Here is a 17,492-nt window from a genome sequence, read left to right as displayed (position 1 = left end):
ATGGCCGACAGCCTGACCGCGACCCAGGTGATCGACGCGCTGGGGCTGACGCCCCACCCGGAAGGCGGCCATTACCGCGAGACGTACCGTGATCCGCGTGAGGTCGAGGACCGCTCGGTCGGCACGGCGATCTACTACCTGCTCGGCGTCGGCGAGACCTCGGCGTGGCACCGGGTCGATGCCGCCGAGATCTGGCTGTGGCACGCGGGCGCGCCGATGGTGATCACGCTCAGCCCCAACGGCCACGACGCCTCGGCCCACCACCTCGGCCCCGACCTGCTGCGCGGCCAGCGCCCGCAGATCGTGGTGCCGGCCGGTCACTGGCAGACGGCGACCAGCCTCGGCGCCTGGACGCTGGTGAGCTGCACCGTCTCCCCCGGCTTCGATTTCTCAGGCTTCGAGATGGCTCCGCCGGACTGGCGCCCGACGCCGCGGCGCTGAGCCGGGCGGACGGCCTTTCAGCCCGTCGATCCACCCCTCCCCCTCATCCTGAGGTGCGAGCGAAGCGAAGCCTCGAAGGAGGGCTCCGGGGATCGCGCGGCTGGTTGGAGCCCTCCTTCGAGGCCCGCTGACGCGGGCACCTCAGGATGAGGGGGCGGGTGGGACAGGCGGGTGGAGCCGACGCTCAGAGCGTCACGATCTTTAGATCGTCACGATGATCTTCCCGAACACCTTGCGCGATTCCAGCCGCTCCAGCCCCCGGGCGAAGTCGGCCAGCGGCAGCACGGTGTCGATGACGGGCGTCAGGCCGGTGGCCATCTTGTCGAGGCTGTCGCGCATGTTGGCCAGCCGACAGCCGAACGAGCCGAAGATGCGGTATTGCTGCTGAAACAGCTGCATCAGGTTCATCTGGGTCGAGACGCCCGAGGTGGAGCCGCAGGTGACGAGGCGCCCGCCGCGCTTGAGGCAGAGCAGCGAGCCGTTCCACGTCTCGGCGCCGACATGCTCGAACACCACGTCCACGCCCTTGCGCTTGGTCAGGCGCCGCACCTCGCCCTCGAACCGCTCCTCGCGGTAGTTGACGACGTGGTCGGCGCCGAGCGCCCGGGCCTTCTCGCCCTTCTGGTCGTCGCCGACCGTTGTGTAGACGGTGCAGCCGATGGCCTTGGCCATCTTGATCGCCGCCGTGCCGATGCCGGAACCGCCGGCATGGACCAGGATCGACTCGCCGGGCTCTAGTTTCGCGTTGTCGAACAGCATGTGCTGGACCGTGCCGAAGGCGATGCCCGCGCAGGCCGCCTGCACGGCCTCGACGTTCGGCGGCGCCTTCACCACGAGCCGGGCCGGCATATTGACCAGTTCGCGGCTGAACCCGTCGAGATGGAAGCCCATCACGCCGGAGACGTCCTCGCAGAGGTTGTCGCGGCCCTCGCGACAGGCGCGGCATTTCCCGCAGGTCATGGCGCCGTAGGGCACGACCCCATCGCCGACCTTCAGACCCTCGACGCCCTCGCCCAGCGCCGCGATCTCGCCCGCGGCCTCGGCCCCCACCGTCAGCGGCAGCTTGCGCTTGGCGAAGGCCATGCCGCGGAAGCCCCACACGTCGATGAAGTTCAGGCCGACCGCGCGGATGCGGATCTGCACCTCGCCGGGGCCCGGCGCGGGCGGCGGCTCGACCTCGGTCAGGCGCAGGTCGCGGTCGCCGAACAGCTGGAGGGCTTGCATGGGGATCGATCTCGTTGGCCGTCGATGGTCCCGGCGAACCGGACGGTCGGCTTATCGTTCGAAACCGACCCCGGCTCAATCCGCCCAAGGTCCGGCCGCTCGACCGGCCGCCCGCGACGGCGTCCCGGCCGGCCGCATCTCTATTGCAGTGCAAAAGTTTATGGCACGGAGATTGTACGGCTCCGTACATTATCGCGGATATTGAAACATCGATCCGAAAACAACGGCGGCACGGAAACGAAAGAGAGCAGGGACGGTTTCCGGTGCGATCTGCGCGGCGCTTCGATAAAAGCGGCCGCTGCCGATTGCTCCAGGGCGACGGCGTGGCGATTCGGAAAGGCGGCGGGCACGGCATGCCGGCGGGGCGATGTGAGACGCGATGACGGGCTGGCCTCACGGCTCCGGCGAGATGGCCGAGCGCATCCGGACCTTCGACTGGTCGTCCACCCCGCTCGGGCCGTCCGCGCATTGGCCGCAGAGCCTGAAGACGACCGTCGATCTGATGATCGGCTCGCCCCAATTCACGGTTCTCGTCTGGGGTCCGGCCCTGACGATGCTCTACAACGACACCGGTGCGTCCTTCCTGGGCAAGCGTCACCCGGCGCTCGGTTGCAGCTTCCCCGATATCTGGCAGGGTCAGGGGATCGAGGCGATGATCGCCGCCACGCTGGCCGGTCGCCCGATCCATTACACCAACCAGTACTTCGAGACGCCGAGCCGGCCCGGCCATCCGTTCGGCTGGTTCACCGGAAGCTGGACGCCGCTCAGGGACGAGGACGGCACCGTCGTCGGAGTCTATATCACCGGATTCGAGACGACTGAGGGTGTTCTCGCTGAGCAGTCATTGCATATTCGCGAGACACAAAAGGCTTACCTCCTCCGGCTTTCCGACACCCTGCGCCCTCTGGCTGACCCAGCCGCGATCCAGGGCGAGGCGTGCCGTCTGCTCGGTGAGTATCTCGAAACCGACCATACCTTTTACTTGGCGATCCACGAGGCGAAGGGCGTCGCGGTGATTGAGCAAGATCATGCTCGCGGCGTACCCCCCTTCGTCGGCACCTTCTCCCTCGACACGATCGATTGGGTCGTTCCGCTCTACCGGCAGGGTCGGCCGGTTGTGGTCGAGGACGCGCAGAGCACCGACCTCGTTCCCGAATCGAAGAAGTTCCGCCTTACTGAGACTGGCGTCGCCGCCTGGATCGCCGTCCCGCTGGTCAAGCACGGCGACTTGGTCGGCATCTTCAGTGTGACGTGCGGAAGGCCGCATGCTTGGCGCGAAGCGGAGGTCGCCATCGTCACCGAGACGGGCGAGCGCATCTGGGCGGCGATCGAGCGGGCGCGGGCCGAGACCCTGGCCCGCGACGCCGAGGCCCGGCTGCGCACCATGGCCAACGCCGCGCCGGTGCTGATCTGGGACACGGACCCGACCGGCAACGTCTACGTCAACGAGTTCTACCTCAACTTCTTCGGCACCACCCTGGAGAGTGTGGTGAACGAGGGCTGGGAACGCTTCGTCCATCCCGATGACCGCGAAGGGTATGCCGCCGCCTATCGCGATGCCTTCGCTCGGCGCCGGCCCCTTCTCTACGAGGCGAGGGTGATCCGGGCTGATGGACAGCCGCGCTGGATGACCCATTCCGGGCGGCCGCTCGGCGAAAATCGGTTCGTCGGCATCTCCATCGACATCACCGAGCGGCGCGAGGCGGAGGAACGCCTGACGCGCAACAACAGGGTTCTTCGGGGGATCAACCGCATCTTCAGCGCCACCTTGAGCGCGGCGTCCGTGGAAGACCTCGGCCGCATCGCGCTCGGCGTCGCGGCCGACCTCACCGCGAGCCCCGCCGGCCTCGTCGCCATGACCGAGTCCGGGCCGGGCCGGCTCGTCACCCTCGCGACGATCGAGGGGCCCGAGCCGGAGACGATGACCGCGCTGGAGCGCGCGATCCGCCGCCAGCACGATCCGGCGATGCGCGGCCCCGAGGCGAGCGAGCGCGCCCCGTCCGACGCGATCCTCACCGTGCCGCTGGTGGAGGGCGAGGCCGTCGTCGGCGTGATCGGGCTCGCCGGCCGTCCCGGCGGCTACCGGCCGGAGGACCGCGAGGCGGCCGAGGCGCTCGCCCCGGCGATCCGTCACGCGCTCCTGAGCCAACGCAGGGCATTGCGCCTGCGCGAGAGCGAGGCGCGCTTCCGCCAGTTCGCGGAAGCCTCCTCCGACGTGCTGTGGATCACCGACGCGGCGACCTTCGCCTCGGAATTCGCGAGCCCGGCCCTGCGGGCGATCTACGGCCTGTCCGAGGCGGACATCCTCGGCGACGCCCGGCTCTGGGCTGCCCACATCGTGCCCGAGGACCGCGCCCGGACCTTCGCCGAGATGGAGCGCGTGCGCGGCGGCGAGGCGGTGGTCTACGAGTTCCGCATCCTGCGGCCCTCGGACGGCTCGTTCCGCTGCATCCGCAATCACGGCTTCCCGCTGTTCGACGAGGACGGCCGGGTGCGGCGCATCGGCGGCATCACCAGCGACGTGACCGAGATGCGCCAGGCCGAGCACCATCAGCGGGTGCTACTGGCGGAGTTGCAGCACAGGGTGCGCAACATCATGGCGCTGATCCGCTCCATCGTGATGCGCTCCGGCGAGCGGGCCGAGAGTGTGGCCGCTTATGCCGAACTCGTCGGCGCCCGCCTCGTGACGCTCGCCCGCGTCCAGAGCCGCCTCACCCGCGCACCCGATGCGGGCGTCGCGATTGCGGCGATCCTGCGCGACGAGATCGGCGCCCAGGCCGAGCACGACGACCAGTACGACCTCGCCGGCCCCGCGATCGAGCTGGCGCCCAAGGCCGCCGAGGTGCTGACGCTCGCGGTCCACGAACTCACCACCAACGCCCTCAAGCACGGGGCGCTCTCGGACCCGCGCGGCCGGGTCTCGGTGCGCTGGCGCCGGACCGACCGCCGGGACGGCCCGTGGCTGAGCTTCCTCTGGATCGAGAGCGGCGGCCCGGCCCCAGCCGCCGACGCGCAGAGCCGCCGCGGCTTCGGCAGCGAGCTGATCGAGGGGATGATCCCGTACGAGCTGAGCGGGCGCGGCCGGATCGAGCTGACGCCGGGCGGCGCCCGCTGCCTCCTCGAATTCCCGCTCACGGCCGGCGCCAGCATCCTCGAGACGCAGGCGCCGCACCTCGCGACGGTGTTCGGCGGCAGCCTCGACCTGCGCGGCGAGGCCGATCTCGGCGGCCAGCGCATCCTGATCGCCGAGGACGAGTTCTACCTCGCGGGCGACACCGCGCGGGCGCTGGAGGCCGTCGGCGCCACGGTGCTCGGCCCCTATGCCGGCGAGGCGGCGGCCCTCGACGGCCTCGGCCGCGCGGCGCCCACCGGCGCGGTCGTCGACATCGATCTCGGCGGCCGGCTCTCCTTCGTCCTGGCCCGCGCGCTCGCCGCCCGCGGCGTGCCGTTCGCGTTCGTCACCGGCCACGAGGCGCTGACGCTGCCGCCGGACCTCGCCGAGGTGCCGCGCCTCGTGAAACCGGTGGAGCTGCGCCGGGTCGTCGCCACCCTGGCGCGGCTGCTCGGCGTGGCGCCCGTTCAGTCCGGCGTGAGGTAGCGCCGGCGCGCCCAGCCGATGGTGCGGCCGAACTTGACCCGGCACCATGTCAGCCCGCTCGGCGTGTCGTTGGTGCAGCCGAAGCCGACGACGCGGCGGCCGACCGGGATCTGGCCGAGCGCCGGGGCGCTGCCGTCCGGGGTCTCGCGGATCGTCAGGCTGTCGTCGCGCGGGAGACCCTCGACGCGGAACGGCTCGGCCGCGGAAGCCGGGTTCGCCGCAGCGAGCAACAGGAGCACGGCGAGAGCCGACAGAGGCAAGCGCATGGTCAGGTTCGGTGAATGCCCATCATCGCGGTCAACCCGCCGTCGACGGGCAGCACCGCGCCCGTGATGTAGGCACCGCCCTCCCCCATCAGGAAGGCGGCCAGCGCCGCGACCTCGTCCGGCGCGGCGAAACGCCCGAGGGGGATCTGCCGCTCGATGCCGGCGCGGTGGGCGGCGTAGGCGGCCAGCATCTCGGTGTCGATGAAGCCCGGCGCGATCACGTTGACCGTCACCCCGCGCTTGGCCGATTCAACGGCGAGCGTCCGGCAATAGGCGATCAGCGCGCCCTTGGTAGCGGCGTAGGCGGCGTTGCCGGCGTTCGCCTGGAGCGCGGCGACCGAGCCGATGGCGACGATGCGCCCCGTGCGCGCCCGGATCATGCCGCGCACCAGCGCCTTGGCGATCCGGGTCAGCGACCAGAAGTTGACCTGCATCGCTTCTTCGGCGCGGTCCCGGTCGAGCATCGCCGCGAGCGCGTCCGCCGACTGGCCGGCATTGTGGACGTAGCCGTAGAACCCCTCGCCTTCGATCGCGTCGCAGAACGCCTCGACGGCGTCACGGTCGGACAGGTCGAGGGAGCGCGCGGTTAAGGTTCGCTCGGGGTACGCCTCCGCCAGTTCGGCGGCGAGCGCCTCGGCCTTCGCGGCGGAGGAGCGGTAGGTGAAGGTGACGTCGTGGCCGGCCCGCGCCAGGGCGCGGACGGTGGCGGCGCCGAGGCCCGAGGCGCCGCCGACGACGAGGACGGGGCGGCTCACGGCTCGTCTCCCAGAACGAGGCAGGTGTTCTGCCCGCCGAAGCCGAACGAGTTCGACAAGACCCGCGAGATCCGCACGTCGCGGGTCCTGTCGACCACGTCGAGCATCAGCGCGGGGTCGGGCACGGCGTAGTTGATGGTCGGCGGGATGCGCCCGTTGCGGATCGTCAGCAGCGAGACCACCGCCTCGATGGCGCCGGCCGCCGTCAGGGTGTGGCCGATCATCGACTTGTTCGACGAGATCGGCAGCCGCGCCACCCGCTCGCCGAACACGGCCGAGCAGCCCAGCGCCTCCATCTTGTCGTTCTCCGGCGTCGAGGTGCCGTGAGCGTTGACGTGATCGATCGCCTCCGGCTCGACGCCCGCATCGGAGAGCGCCGCCCGCATCGCTGCGATCACCGGGGCGCCGTCCGGGCTGGAGCGGGTGCGGTGGAAGCCGTCGCCCTTCTCGCCGCAGCCGAGCACGTAGCCGAGGATGTCGGCGCCCCGCGCGCGGGCGGATTCGGCGCTCTCCAGCACCAGGGCGGCGGCGCCCTCGCCCATCACGAAGCCGTCGCGGTTCTTCGAGAACGGCTTGGAGGCGGCCTCCGGCGGGTCGTTCTGGGTCGAGAGCGCCGAGAGCAGCGAGAAGCGGATCAGCGATTCCGGGTTCACCGAGCCGTCGGTGCCGATGCAGAGCGCCGCGTCCATCTCGCCCCGGCGGATCGCCTCGACGCCGAGCTGGATCGCGGTCGCGCCCGACGAGCAGGCGGTCGAGAGCGAGATCGGCGAGCCCTTCGTGCCGAAGCGGTCGGCGAGGCGGTCGGCGACGGTGCCGAAGATGAACAGGTCGTGCCAGGAATCGAACCGCCGGCTCGCCGCCGCCCGCTGCAGCTCTGAATAGGTGATCGCCCCCTCGTTCGAGCCCGCGGCGGCGGCCAGCGCCTCGCGCTGGGGCCACTCCATCTCGACCGGCGGCACCGCCACGAATAGCGCGCCGGGGAAGGACGCGCCGATGCCCGATTGCGCCACGGCCTCGTCCGCCGCGACGGTGGCGAAGCGTTCCGACAGGAGCGGAGCGACCAGCGGATCGGTGTCGAGGAAATCGACGGTGCCGGCGATGCGGGTGCGCAGGCCCTCGGTCGGGAAGCGGCGGATCGCGCGGATGCCGGAGCGGCCCGCGGTGAGCGCCTCCCAGTTCTCGGACGCGCCCTGGCCGAGCGAGGTGACGATGCCGAGGCCGGTCACCGCGACGAGGGGCCGGCCTTGCGCGTCGTGGGTGGACGAGGAGCGGGACTGTGCCATCCGGGCCTTCAATCAGATTTTCGCCGCGTCCGCATCCCGGGCGATCAGGCGGCCAGCACGCGGATCACGCCCTCGCCCCGGCGATGGCCGACCGAGGTGACCGCGACTTCGCTCGCCGAGCCGGCGGCGCAGAGGGCGGCGGCGAGCGCCGCGCCGAACGGCGCCGCCACCTCCATCGGATGGCCGACGAGGTCGCCGGTGGCGCGGATGTCCGCCTCGGGAAAAGCCGCGCGGATGCCGGCGAGTTCTTCCGCGGCGAGGTCGGCGAGGCCGGTCGCGCCCGACAGCACAACGTCCGGCCGCGCGACGCCCGCCTCGCCGATCAGCCGGGTCAGGCTCGCCGAGACGGTGCCGGGCGCCCGCGTCACGCGGTCGTTGGCGACCGGCATCAGCCGGGCGAGCGCCCGGGCGCCGCGGGAAGCCGCATGCTCGGCCGCCTCCAGCACGAGGAAGGCGGCGGCGCTGCCGAGCACGAAGCCGCCGTTGTCCTCGTGGCGCTCGAACACCGGCCGGTAGACGGGCTTGGCGAGGAAGCCGCCCAACTCGTGGACGACCATCACGTCCGGCCGCTCGGCGTTGTAGGACGAGCCGACCATGATCGTGTCGATCTGCCCCGAGGCGACGCGGGCGTGGGCGATGCGCAGGGCATCGACCCCGCAGGCCTCCTCGCCCATGAAGGTGCGCGAGGCCCCCGTGACGCCGTGGACGATGCTGATGTTGCCCGCGAGCAGGTTCGAGAGCTGCGCCAGAAACAGCGTCGGCCGCAGGTCGTTCAGCAGCCGCTCGTTGAGGAACGCGCCGGGATCGGCCGCCTCGCGCAGCCCCGACAGGATCGCGCCGTCCACCGCGTAGTCGCGCTCACCCCCGCCCGCCGCGACGACGAGCTGGAGCGCGGCCTTGAACGCCGGGTCATTCTTCACCCCCGTCGAATCGAGGGCGAGCCCGGCGGCGTAGACGCCAAGCCGCTGCCACGGCTCCATCTGCCGCTGGTCCGATTTTTTCGGGATCTGGGCGTCGAAGGTGAGGGGGACGACGGGATGCACCGGATACGGCGCGAAGGTCTCGGCGTCCGTCCGCGGCGCCGCCTTCGAGGCGAAGGCCGCGAGATGCGCCTCGATCCCCTCGCCCGCGCAGGAGACGAGGCCGATGCCGGTGACGACGACGTCACGCTTCATTCCACGGTCCCGTCGATGAGGCCGACGCCGCGCATGCGCTCGCGCATGAGCGCGTCGAGCCCGGGCGGAAACGGCATGGTGCGGAAGCGCAGCTCCGCGTCGCAGATCGCCTTGCCCTCGTGGCGGATGGCGGCCTTGGTCACGGCATAGCCGGAGCCGTCGTGCTCCAGGCTCGCCTCGATGTCGAGGGCGGCGCCGGGGCCGACGAAGGAGCGGAACCGCGCCTTGTCCACCGCCATCAGGAACGGCATCAGCGCGAAATCGAGATGGGCGAGCACGAGATAGCCCGAGGCCTGCGCCATGGTCTCGGTCAGGAGCACGCCCGGCACCAGCGGATGGCCGGGGAAATGCCCCTCGAAGACGGGGCTGGCCTCGGGCACCACGGCCCGCGCCTCGATGCGACCGGCGGCGCGGTCGAGCCGCACCACGTGGTCGATCATCTCGAAATATTCGAGCCGCATGGCGGGCGTTCCCCGCTCAGGCCTTGGCGGCCTTCTCGGCGACGAGACCGTCGATGCGGGCGCACAGGTTCTTGAGGACGAAGTACTCCTCGGCCGGGACCTTGCCCTCGTTCACTTCCTGGGTCCACCGTTCCAGCGGCAGCTTGATGCCGAACGCCTTGTCGACCGCGAAGGCGATGTCGAGGAAGGCAAGCGAGTCGATGCCGAGATCGTCGATGGCGTGGCTCTCGGGCGTGATCTTGTCGCGCGGGATGTCCGCCGTGTCGGCGATGATGTCCGCGACGCGGTCGAAGGTGGCGGTCTCGTTCGATAGGGAGGCAGGGGACATGGAGGCTCGCCGCTTTCTCGTTCTCGTGTCCGGCGTCGCCGACCCGTCGCGCGGCACGCCCCCACGGCGCCCGACCCGGTCGGCGGCTTCACGCGTCGCCGCCGGTTCCCGATGACGCTCTTAAAAAGATCGCGACCCCTTACACGAGACAGCCGAGGCCCGGCAACTCTCTCTCTTTCCCGCTTGCCTCAGGCGCCGGCAGCCGCGTCCGCGACTTTAGCTTCTCGCTCCGCTAGACGCCTCGGCGTAGCCGAGGCCGCTGCGCGCGGCGCTCTTCGCACCGGGCCATACGGCCGTTCCTTCTGCAAGCGATGGGCTTGGCTCGACGTCTTGAAAGATGCCGCTCCGTCATTGCGAGGCGAAGCCGAAGCAATCCAGAGCGCGACCTTCTCAGAGAAGGCGCGAGACCGCGCCGACGAAACGGCTCCGTCTGGGCTTCTCTGGACGGTGCGGAGCCCTGGATTGCTTCGGCTCCGCCTCGCAATGACGGCGTGAAGCGGCAGGCCGGAGTGCTCGACCTTCAAAATATCAGGTCGCGTGGGCCAGCGCCCGCGGCTCGGTGCGAGGGCGGTCGCGGGTGGGGCGGCGGGGCTCGGCCGCCGCGGCGCGCTTGCGCTCGGGGCTGCGGGGCCGCACCAGATCGCCCAGAGCGACGAAGCCGTCGTGCTTGCGCTGGCCGGGATCGTAGAGGCCGAAGCCGACCGCGAAGGAGCGGGCCAGTTCCGCGTCGGGGGCGATGCCGTAGCGGTCGAGCGCGGCGAGGAACGAGCGGCGGAAGCCGGTCGGCGCGCACCACGCCTTCTCGGCGAGCTGCATCGGCCACGTCCACAGACCGTCGCCCCGGCGATAATCGATCTCCTCGCGGGCGATGAAGTAGCCGGTGCCCCTGTGCTCGAGCCCATCCTCGCGCAGGCGCCAGTCCGGATCGACGCTCGGGCGCACCGGGGCCGGCCGCACCGCGTCCTCGGTCCGCTCAAAGGTATCGCCGTCGAAGCCGATCTCGAGCATGGAAACCTCCTACCTGGGCGCCGCGTGAAGGGGCGAATCGGGTCTGGAACGTTCCATGAACAGTGGCCCCGCGCGCCGACGCGGTCAAGGGCTTGTTCGCAATCTGTTCCGATTGTTCGCAAACCGCGGAGGGGCAGACGCGACCGACGAAGCCGGAGCGAGCGGCAGTTTTGCCACGGCCGCGACGGGGGCCATTCTTTAAGGTCTTGCCGCCAGGATGCGATCCCGGCCGATTCGGTACTGTTTTCGCCAAGGGTTCGCGTCCCGGTCCATGCCCGATCTGCCGGACATCCAGACCCTGCGCCTGTGCAGCATGCTGGCGAGCCTCGCCTTCTTCGGGGTGTTCGCCTGCCTCTGGGTCGGGCGGCGCGACGAGAGCTATTTCCTGCATTGGGGCGCGGGCTCGCTGCTCTACACCCTGGTGATCCTGGGCTTCAACGTCTCGGGTCACACGCCGGTCGAGGACGGCCTGCTCTACGCCCTGCTCTCGGCGAGCACGCTCGCGGTGCTCACCGGCGTGCGGTGCTTCGACGGGCGGGCGCCGTTCCCACCCTGGCTGCTTCTGCCGATGCTGGCCTCCGGTTTCGGCTACGGCCTGCCGGCGCAGCTCTTCGGCATCGACAGCGCCCCGGCCCGGATCGGCGGCACCTGCGGCAGCCTGCTGACGATGGCGCTGGTCGGCGGTCTCCTCGTCTTCGGGCAGCGCAACGTCGAGGCGCCGGGACGGCGCATCGCCGGGGCGGCCTTGTTCGGCTTCATCCCGGTCTTCCTCGCGGCCATCGCGGCGGAAGGGTTCGGGGCGGCGGCGGTGAACATGGCGGCGCTGCTCCCGATGCTCGCCGACCCTCTGTTGCTCCCCGTGCTCAATCTCGGCCTGCTCGCCATGCCGGGCGAGCGGGCGCAGGCGTGCTTACGCGAGGCGGCCGCGCGCGATCCGCTGACCGGCGCCTGGAACCGGGCCGGCCTCGCCGCGCTCGGGCCCCGCCTGCTCCGGCCGGGGAACGCCGTGATCGTGCTCGACATCGATCACTTCAAAGCGATCAACGATCAGCACGGCCACGGCGTCGGCGACCGTGTGCTGACCACGCTGGTCGAGAGCGTCCGCGCCGTGCTGCCGGCACACGCCGAGATCGCCCGACTGGGCGGTGACGAATTCGTGATGGTGCTGCCCGAGGCGAGCCGGGCCGAGGCGAGCGCGCTCGCCGACGAGGTCCGCCACGCGCTCGGCCGCAGGCTGCGCCGCCTGCCGGACCTGCCGCCCTGCACGATCAGCCTCGGCGTCGCCGGAATCGAGCCCGGCGACCGGGATTTTGCGCAAGGCATCGAGCGGGCCGATGCCGCGCTCTATCGCGCCAAGGCGCAGGGACGCGACCGCGCCGCCTGAGCCACAGGGCTGGACCGCTGGGTCGACCGCCATACTTGGCCCCCGCCACCGTTGCGGTGACGAGCCGAGCGAGGCGGCGAAAATGCCCCCCAAAATTACGCCCCCAAAAAATCAAACGGGGCCGCGGCCCTTCACCCCGTCCGCTCCCGAGAGCGAGCGGACGCAAGGTCTCTGCCGCGCCGCCCTGGCCATCGGGCTCCTGGGGCTCGGCCTCTACATCCTGTCGGACTTTCTGCGTGCGCTGGTCTGGGCGGTGGTGCTCGCGGTCGCCCTTTGGCCGCTCTACGAGCGGGCGCTCAGATTCTCTCCGCCGGGGCGGCACAACATCCTCTGGCCGGCGCTGTTCACCGGGCTTGTGGCGCTGGCCCTGCTGCTGCCGGTGGTGGCGCTCGCGGTCGAGGCCCTGCGCGAGGCGCACGACGTGCTGGCCTATGCCCGCGAGGCCGAGCGCAACGGCATCCCGGTGCCGAATTTCGTCGCCCATCTGCCCTACGGCGCGCAGGCCGTGAGCGATTGGTGGAACGCGCATCTGGCGCATGCCGGCTGGGCGCACGAACTCACCGAGCGGCTCAACACCGCCTCGAACCGCGATCTCGGCCGCAATGTCGGCCGCGGCATCGTCCACCGGATCGTGCTGGTGGCGTTCTGCCTGCTCGCCATGTTCTTCCTGTTCCGCGACGGGCGGACCCTGGCGGGTCGGGTGCTCACCGCGAGCCGGCGCCTGTTCGGACCGCACGGCGAGCGGATCGCCCGGCAGATGGCGGCATCCGTCCACGGCACCGTCGATGGCCTCGTGCTGGTCGGGCTCGGCGAGGGCGTGCTGCTCGGGATCGTCTACTATTTCGCGGGCGTGCCGCACCCGGTGCTGCTCGGGGCCTTCACCGCGGTCGCCGCGATGATCCCGTTCGGCGCCCCCGTCGCCTTCGGGCTCGCGGCGCTGCTGCTGGTGGCCAAGGGGGCGGTGGTGCCGGCCATCGTCGTCGTGGTGGCGGGCCTCGTCATCACGTTCGTCGCCGACCACTTCGTGCGGCCGGCGCTGATCGGCGGCACCACGCAGTTGCCGTTCCTGTGGGTGCTGCTCGGCATCCTCGGCGGCGTCGAGACCTTCGGGCTCGTCGGCCTGTTCGTCGGACCGGCGGTGATGGCCGCGCTGATCCTGCTGTGGCGGGATTTTACCGGGACCAACGACGCGCCCGTGGCCCGTGGCTGACCCCGCGGACGCTCAGTGCTTGAGCGGGCGCCCGAGCTTCTTCGCCAGAATCCGCTGCGGCGCCTTGTCCGGGTCGGCCTGGTCGGCGACGGCGAGGTAGCCGGTCTGCTCCAGCATGTAGCGGCCGCCCATCGCGCCGTGCATCACGAGGTCGGAAAACGTCACCCAGGTCTCGCCGGGCTGGAAGTGCACGTCCGCCTGCGGCGCCTTCGCCTGATAATCGAGGTCGCGCTTCAGGGCGTCGTGCAGGTGCAGCATCAGGTGGTCGTATTCCGAGCGCTTGGCCTTGGTGATCTTGAGCGCCGCGAGCAGGCTCGCCGAGAGGCCGGAATAGCCCGGCAGCTTGGGCAGGAACTTCTCCGCCATGTCGCCGAATGCCTCGCCGACGCGCCAGTGGCGCGGCTGCCCCTCGGCGTTGATGTTGCGGAAGATGCGCAGGATGCGCCGCTCGCCGATCGGGTTCGAGGGGAAGGCATCGACATGCATGCGCGTGTCGTCGCGCCGCCAGCTCAGCTTGCGCTTGTCGACGTCGAACGGCCGGTAGGAGGTGCCGGCGAGGTTTACCTTGCCGGCATAGGCCGGGAGGTAGGTGGCGATTAGCTCTTCGGCGAAGCGGCGGTAGCGCACCAGCAGGGCGCGCAGGCGCTCCTGCTCCTCGTCGCTGCCCGCGGCGCCCCGCAACTCGGCGGTCTCATTGCGGATCGAGACGTTCTTGGCCTTGCCGTCGGCGAACGGGCGCTCGACGAAGCGTCGCTCGAACGCGTCGAGGGGGAAGTCGAGGTCGCGAAACACCAGCACCGAGCCGCTCTCCAGCGCCTCGACGAGGCCGGGTGCCCCCGGATTCGCCTCGCTGCGGGAGACCGGGAGGATGGGGCTGATCATGTCGAAACGGCTCTCGCGCGATCCAGTATCGCCAGCGGTTTAGCCGAGCGCGGCGGGGGGTGCCAAGCCGGCGGGGTCGCAGCACCTTCGCACAGTGGAAAGACGCCCGTGTTCGCGTTTTACCCCTTGCCACGCCGCCTGCGCGCGCGTCTCTTGGCCGGCAACTTCGGGTACACGCGCGGCGTTTCGCCGACGGGCCCGTTTCGGGATCGGGCGAGGAGCCGGCCATGGCGACGCTGAAGGAGTTCGAGGAGGCCCTGCGCGAGCACGGCATGCACATGGCGCTCGCCCTGCTGGAGCGCCTGCGCGAGCGCGACCGGCAGACCCGCACCATCCGCCCGGCTCGCCGCCTCACCGGCCAGAAGATGACGCCCGAACTCGCCCGCCAGATTCAGGAGTTGCACGCCGCCACCGGCATGACCCAGCAGGAGATCGCCTTCAAGGTCGGGGTCAACCAGGGCCGGGTCAACGAGGTGTTGAAGCGCGGCAAATGGCTCGACGACGATCCGCACGCTCCTGAGGCGGTCGCCCGCGACAGGGCCAAGGCCCGTATGCGCGCCGACCCGAAGCCGCGCCCGACGCGGGTCATCGGCAAGTCGGCCGGGCAGACGACGGCGAAGTCCGGTGCCAAGGCGGGGGCGAAGACCGCCCCGCGCAAGCCCGCGCCGCAGGGCCAGTTCGCCTTCGGGGACCTGTGAGACGATGAGCGCGCCCGTCTGCCGGGTGGTGCGGCCGGGCGAGACCTTCACCGGCAAGCAGGCGCTGCTCTACGCCCCCGGCATCTCGGCGGAATCGGCGGGCGCGACCGGCCTCCACCTGCAGATGGTGACGATCCCGCCCGGCGCGCGGGCCAAGGCGCACAAGCACGAGGGCCACGAGACCGCGATCTACGCGCTCAGCGGCACCTCGCGGATGTGGTGGGGCGAAGCGTTGGAGCATCACGCCGAACTGAAGCCCGGCGACTACCTCTACATCCCGGCGGGCGTGCCGCACCTGCCCTACAACCCGAGTCCGAGCGAGCCCTGCACGGCGATCATCGCCCGCACCGATCCGAACGAGCAGGAGAGCGTCGTTCTGATGCCCCACCTCGACGGGATACATCCGTGAGGGCTGCCCGTTGAGAGGGCAATTCGCTCTCCTCCGGACACTCCCGATGCGCCTCGCCCTCGCCGCCGCCCTGCTCGCCGCCGGCCTCGTCCCCGCCGCCGCGCAGCGCCCCTCGACCGTGGACATGACCTGCGCCCAGGCCCGCAACGTGGTGCTGCGCCAGGGCGCGGCCGTGCTCGGCACTGGCGGCCAGACCTACGACCGCTTCGTGCGCGACCGCAATTTCTGCGAGCCCACCGAGATCGGCCGCCGCGCCTTCGTCCCCGCCCGCGACACCCCGGCCTGCTTCGTCGGCTTCACCTGCTACGAGCCGAGCCGCAACGACCGCTTCGGGGATTTTTGATTTATTTTGGAGGTACTTAACTCCCATCCAACCCCCTCATCCTGAGGTGGCGGCGCGCAGCGGCGCCCTCGAAGGAGGGCCCCAGGGGACGCGCGCAGACTGGAGCCCTCCTTCGAGGCTGCTTCGCAGCAACTCAGGATGAGGGGGGTGGGTTGGAGGAAGGGCAAATAGCCACGAACGAAAACGCCCCGGCCTTTCGGCCGGGGCGCTCCCCTGAACGGGTGACCGCTGAGATTACGCGGCCTGCTGGTGGACCTTGCCCTCGATCACCGGCTGGCTCGAGGCGCGGCTGGCGATCTCGATGCGGCGCGGCTTCTTCGCCTCCGGAACCTCGCGGACGAGATCGACGTGGAGGAGGCCGTTCTCCAGGCTGGCGCCCGTCACCTGGACGTGGTCGGCGAGCTGGAAGCGGCGCTCGAAGGCGCGGGCGGCGATGCCCTGGTGCAGGATTTCGGCCTTGTTCTCGGCCTGCTGGCGCTCACCCTTGATGGTCAGCGCATTCTCCTTCACCTCAATCGAGAGGTCGGCCTCGGTGAAGCCGGCCACGGCCACCGTCACGCGGTAGACGTTCTCGGCGGTGCGCTCGATGTTGTAGGGCGGGTAGGTCGGGGCCTGCTCGGCGCTCACGAACCCGTCGAGAGCCGCGAAGAGGCGGTCGAAGCCGACGGTGGAACGGTACAGGGGAGCCAGATCGAACTGACGCATCACATATCCTCCGAAAGAAGCAACATGCTGTGTATGGTCGGGTCCGCCCGAGGGCCGGACCTTCGCGCCGCCGTATCGGCCGGCGCATCCGTGATATTGGTGGGGCGGAAAAACCGCGCAAGAGTGCGGATTCGAAGATTTTGCGATCGAACCGCGGGGATGATCTGCACGTGCTGACGCTGCGCCCCATCCCCGGCCTGCCCGTCCCGCCGGGCGCCCGCCTCGTGCCGGTCGAGACCGCCGACGGCGTGCCGTTGCGCGCCGCGACGTGGCGCCCGACCACGCGGACCGTGAAGGGCACGGTCTGCCTGCTTCAGGGCCGGGCCGAGTTCATCGAGAAGTACTACGAGACGATTGCGGAACTGCGCGCCCGCGGCTTCTGCGTCGTCGCCTTCGATTGGCGCGGCCAGGGGGATTCCGGCCGGCAGGTGCGCGACGCCCACAAGGGCCATGTCCGCCACTTCGACGATTACCGGCTCGATCTGCTGGCGGTGGTCGAGCAGGTGATGGTGCCCTCCATGCCCGAGCCGCATTTCGCGCTCGCCCATTCCATGGGCGGCGCGGTGGCGCTCACCGGCGCGGCGGAGGGCTGGCTGCCGTTCCGCCGCCTCGTCACCGTCGCGCCGATGCTGGCGATCCGCATGGTGCGCTGGCCCGCGGGCGTCTCGGTGCTCGCGCGCGGACTGCACCGGCTCGGGCTCGGGCGCTGCTACATCCCGTTCGGCAAGCCGCACTCGCTCGCGACGAAGCCGTTCGCGGGCAACCGCCTCTCGACCGATCCGGCCCGCTACGCGCGCAACGCGGAGGCCGCCCGCGTCGTCGGCGCGGGCGCGGTCGGCGATCCGTCCATCGCGTGGCTCGCCTCGGCCTTCCGGGCAATGCAGACGCTGGCCAAGCCCGCCACGGTCCGGCGCATCCGCATCCCCTGCCTCATCGTCGCCGCCGGCGCCGACCCGGTGTGCAGCACCCCGGCCATCGAGCGGTTCGCCGCCCGCCTCAAGACCGGCCACCTCATCGTGCTCCCCGGCGCCCGCCACGAGATCCTGACCGAATGCGACGCGGTGCGGGCCGATTTCTGGGCGGCGTTCGACGCGTTCGTGCCGGGGCAGGCGCTCCCGGCGGAAGGCACGTCCGCGCAGGCCCGGGCCGTTGCCTGAGTGAGGACAGGCTTTGGCGGAATCAAAACGCCGGCTCACAGCGTAGAGCGAAGGCTTGAGGAAATATCGTTCTGCGTTGTTGCCAAGGTTTTGCGTATGCGGATCACTTCGGCTTGAGGTCTCGCCGGTTTGCCGGCTCGATTTAAACTTCGGGTAAGCGCGCCC

General features: G+C 70.7%; 18 protein-coding genes. 8 read left to right on the top strand and 10 right to left on the bottom strand.

Going from position 1 to position 17,492, the window contains the following annotated elements; genetic code table 11:
* Positions 1-441 carry a cupin domain-containing protein gene (locus AAHG03_RS07430; protein ID WP_342149888.1) on the top strand — a complete coding sequence of 147 codons (441 nt, stop codon included), beginning with the start codon at positions 1-3 and terminating at the stop codon, positions 439-441.
* 201 nt (positions 442-642) lie between these two features.
* Here AAHG03_RS07430 and AAHG03_RS07425 read toward each other — a convergent pair whose 3' ends face one another.
* Positions 643-1,665 (bottom strand): zinc-binding dehydrogenase, encoded by a 1,023-nt coding sequence (locus tag AAHG03_RS07425; protein WP_342149887.1) that lies wholly within the window; start codon positions 1,663-1,665, stop codon positions 643-645.
* Positions 1,666-2,044: 379 nt separating this feature from the next.
* Between AAHG03_RS07425 and AAHG03_RS07420 the strand changes: the two genes are divergently transcribed.
* Positions 2,045-5,263: a PAS domain S-box protein gene (locus AAHG03_RS07420; RefSeq protein ID WP_342149885.1), complete on the top strand. Its 3,219-nt coding sequence runs from the start codon at positions 2,045-2,047 to the stop codon at positions 5,261-5,263.
* Here AAHG03_RS07420 and AAHG03_RS07415 read toward each other — a convergent pair.
* The 7 genes from AAHG03_RS07415 to AAHG03_RS07385 all read right to left on the bottom strand — a co-directional run bounded on the left by AAHG03_RS07415 (position 5,245) and on the right by AAHG03_RS07385 (position 10,539).
* Positions 5,245-5,529 carry an SH3 domain-containing protein gene (locus AAHG03_RS07415; RefSeq protein ID WP_342149883.1) on the bottom strand — a complete coding sequence of 95 codons (285 nt, stop codon included), beginning with the start codon at positions 5,527-5,529 and terminating at the stop codon, positions 5,245-5,247. The two genes, AAHG03_RS07420 and AAHG03_RS07415, sit on opposite strands and share 19 nt — an antisense overlap.
* A gap of 2 nt (positions 5,530-5,531) precedes the next feature.
* Positions 5,532-6,284, bottom strand: coding sequence for an SDR family NAD(P)-dependent oxidoreductase (locus AAHG03_RS07410; protein ID WP_342149882.1), 753 nt, complete (start codon positions 6,282-6,284; stop codon positions 5,532-5,534).
* Positions 6,281-7,567, bottom strand: coding sequence for a beta-ketoacyl-ACP synthase (locus AAHG03_RS07405; protein ID WP_342149881.1), 1,287 nt, complete (start codon positions 7,565-7,567; stop codon positions 6,281-6,283). Before AAHG03_RS07405 ends, AAHG03_RS07410 begins: the two co-directional genes overlap by 4 nt.
* 44 nt (positions 7,568-7,611) lie before the next feature.
* A complete protein-coding gene (locus AAHG03_RS07400) occupies positions 7,612-8,742 on the bottom strand; it encodes a beta-ketoacyl-ACP synthase (RefSeq protein ID WP_342149879.1) in 1,131 nt (376 codons plus the stop codon).
* Positions 8,739-9,203: a 3-hydroxyacyl-ACP dehydratase FabZ family protein gene (locus AAHG03_RS07395; RefSeq protein ID WP_342149877.1), complete on the bottom strand. Its 465-nt coding sequence runs from the start codon at positions 9,201-9,203 to the stop codon at positions 8,739-8,741. Before AAHG03_RS07395 ends, AAHG03_RS07400 begins: the two co-directional genes overlap by 4 nt.
* A gap of 16 nt (positions 9,204-9,219) precedes the next feature.
* Complete coding sequence (locus AAHG03_RS07390; RefSeq protein ID WP_342149875.1) at positions 9,220-9,531, bottom strand: acyl carrier protein; 312 nt, start codon at positions 9,529-9,531, stop codon at positions 9,220-9,222.
* A gap of 528 nt (positions 9,532-10,059) precedes the next feature.
* A complete protein-coding gene (locus AAHG03_RS07385) occupies positions 10,060-10,539 on the bottom strand; it encodes a hypothetical protein (protein WP_342149873.1) in 480 nt (159 codons plus the stop codon).
* A 271-nt stretch (positions 10,540-10,810) separates the two neighbouring features.
* On the opposite strand from AAHG03_RS07385, the gene AAHG03_RS07380 reads away from it, so the two are divergent.
* Both AAHG03_RS07380 and AAHG03_RS07375 read left to right on the top strand, forming a co-directional pair.
* Complete coding sequence (locus tag AAHG03_RS07380) at positions 10,811-11,923, top strand: GGDEF domain-containing protein (protein WP_342149872.1); 1,113 nt, start codon at positions 10,811-10,813, stop codon at positions 11,921-11,923.
* Positions 11,924-12,005: 82 nt separating this feature from the next.
* Positions 12,006-13,133, top strand: coding sequence for an AI-2E family transporter (locus AAHG03_RS07375; protein WP_342149871.1), 1,128 nt, complete (start codon positions 12,006-12,008; stop codon positions 13,131-13,133).
* 12 nt (positions 13,134-13,145) lie between these two features.
* On the opposite strand, the gene AAHG03_RS07370 is transcribed toward AAHG03_RS07375, so the two are convergent.
* A complete protein-coding gene (locus AAHG03_RS07370) occupies positions 13,146-14,015 on the bottom strand; it encodes a Kdo hydroxylase family protein (protein WP_342149869.1) in 870 nt (289 codons plus the stop codon).
* A 227-nt stretch (positions 14,016-14,242) separates the two neighbouring features.
* Here AAHG03_RS07370 and AAHG03_RS07365 point away from each other — a divergent pair, with 227 nt between their 5' ends.
* The 3 genes from AAHG03_RS07365 to AAHG03_RS07355 are packed head-to-tail and all read left to right on the top strand — an operon-like array spanning position 14,243 to position 15,465.
* Positions 14,243-14,713: an RNA polymerase subunit sigma-70 gene (locus AAHG03_RS07365; RefSeq protein WP_342149867.1), complete on the top strand. Its 471-nt coding sequence runs from the start codon at positions 14,243-14,245 to the stop codon at positions 14,711-14,713.
* 4 nt (positions 14,714-14,717) lie between these two features.
* Positions 14,718-15,122: a cupin domain-containing protein gene (locus tag AAHG03_RS07360; protein ID WP_342149865.1), complete on the top strand. Its 405-nt coding sequence runs from the start codon at positions 14,718-14,720 to the stop codon at positions 15,120-15,122.
* 46 nt (positions 15,123-15,168) lie between these two features.
* Entirely contained in the window at positions 15,169-15,465 is a 297-nt protein-coding gene (locus tag AAHG03_RS07355) for a hypothetical protein (protein ID WP_342149863.1), read from the top strand.
* Between the two features lie 234 nt (positions 15,466-15,699).
* Here the strand turns inward: AAHG03_RS07355 and AAHG03_RS07350 are convergent, their stop codons facing one another.
* Entirely contained in the window at positions 15,700-16,170 is a 471-nt protein-coding gene (locus AAHG03_RS07350) for an Hsp20 family protein (protein WP_342149862.1), read from the bottom strand.
* A 170-nt stretch (positions 16,171-16,340) separates the two neighbouring features.
* On the opposite strand from AAHG03_RS07350, the gene AAHG03_RS07345 reads away from it, so the two are divergent.
* The gene (locus AAHG03_RS07345) at positions 16,341-17,327 is read left to right on the top strand and encodes an alpha/beta hydrolase (RefSeq protein WP_342149860.1); all 987 of its coding nucleotides are present in this window, start codon (positions 16,341-16,343) and stop codon (positions 17,325-17,327) included.
* Positions 17,328-17,492 lie beyond the last annotated feature (165 nt).

Origin of the sequence: Methylorubrum subtropicum (genome assembly GCF_038442325.1) — a bacterium.
Taxonomy (GTDB): domain Bacteria; phylum Pseudomonadota; class Alphaproteobacteria; order Rhizobiales; family Beijerinckiaceae; genus Methylobacterium; species Methylobacterium subtropicum.
Note: the sequence above shows the minus strand (reverse complement) of the source record. Positions and strands in the feature narration are given on the sequence as shown.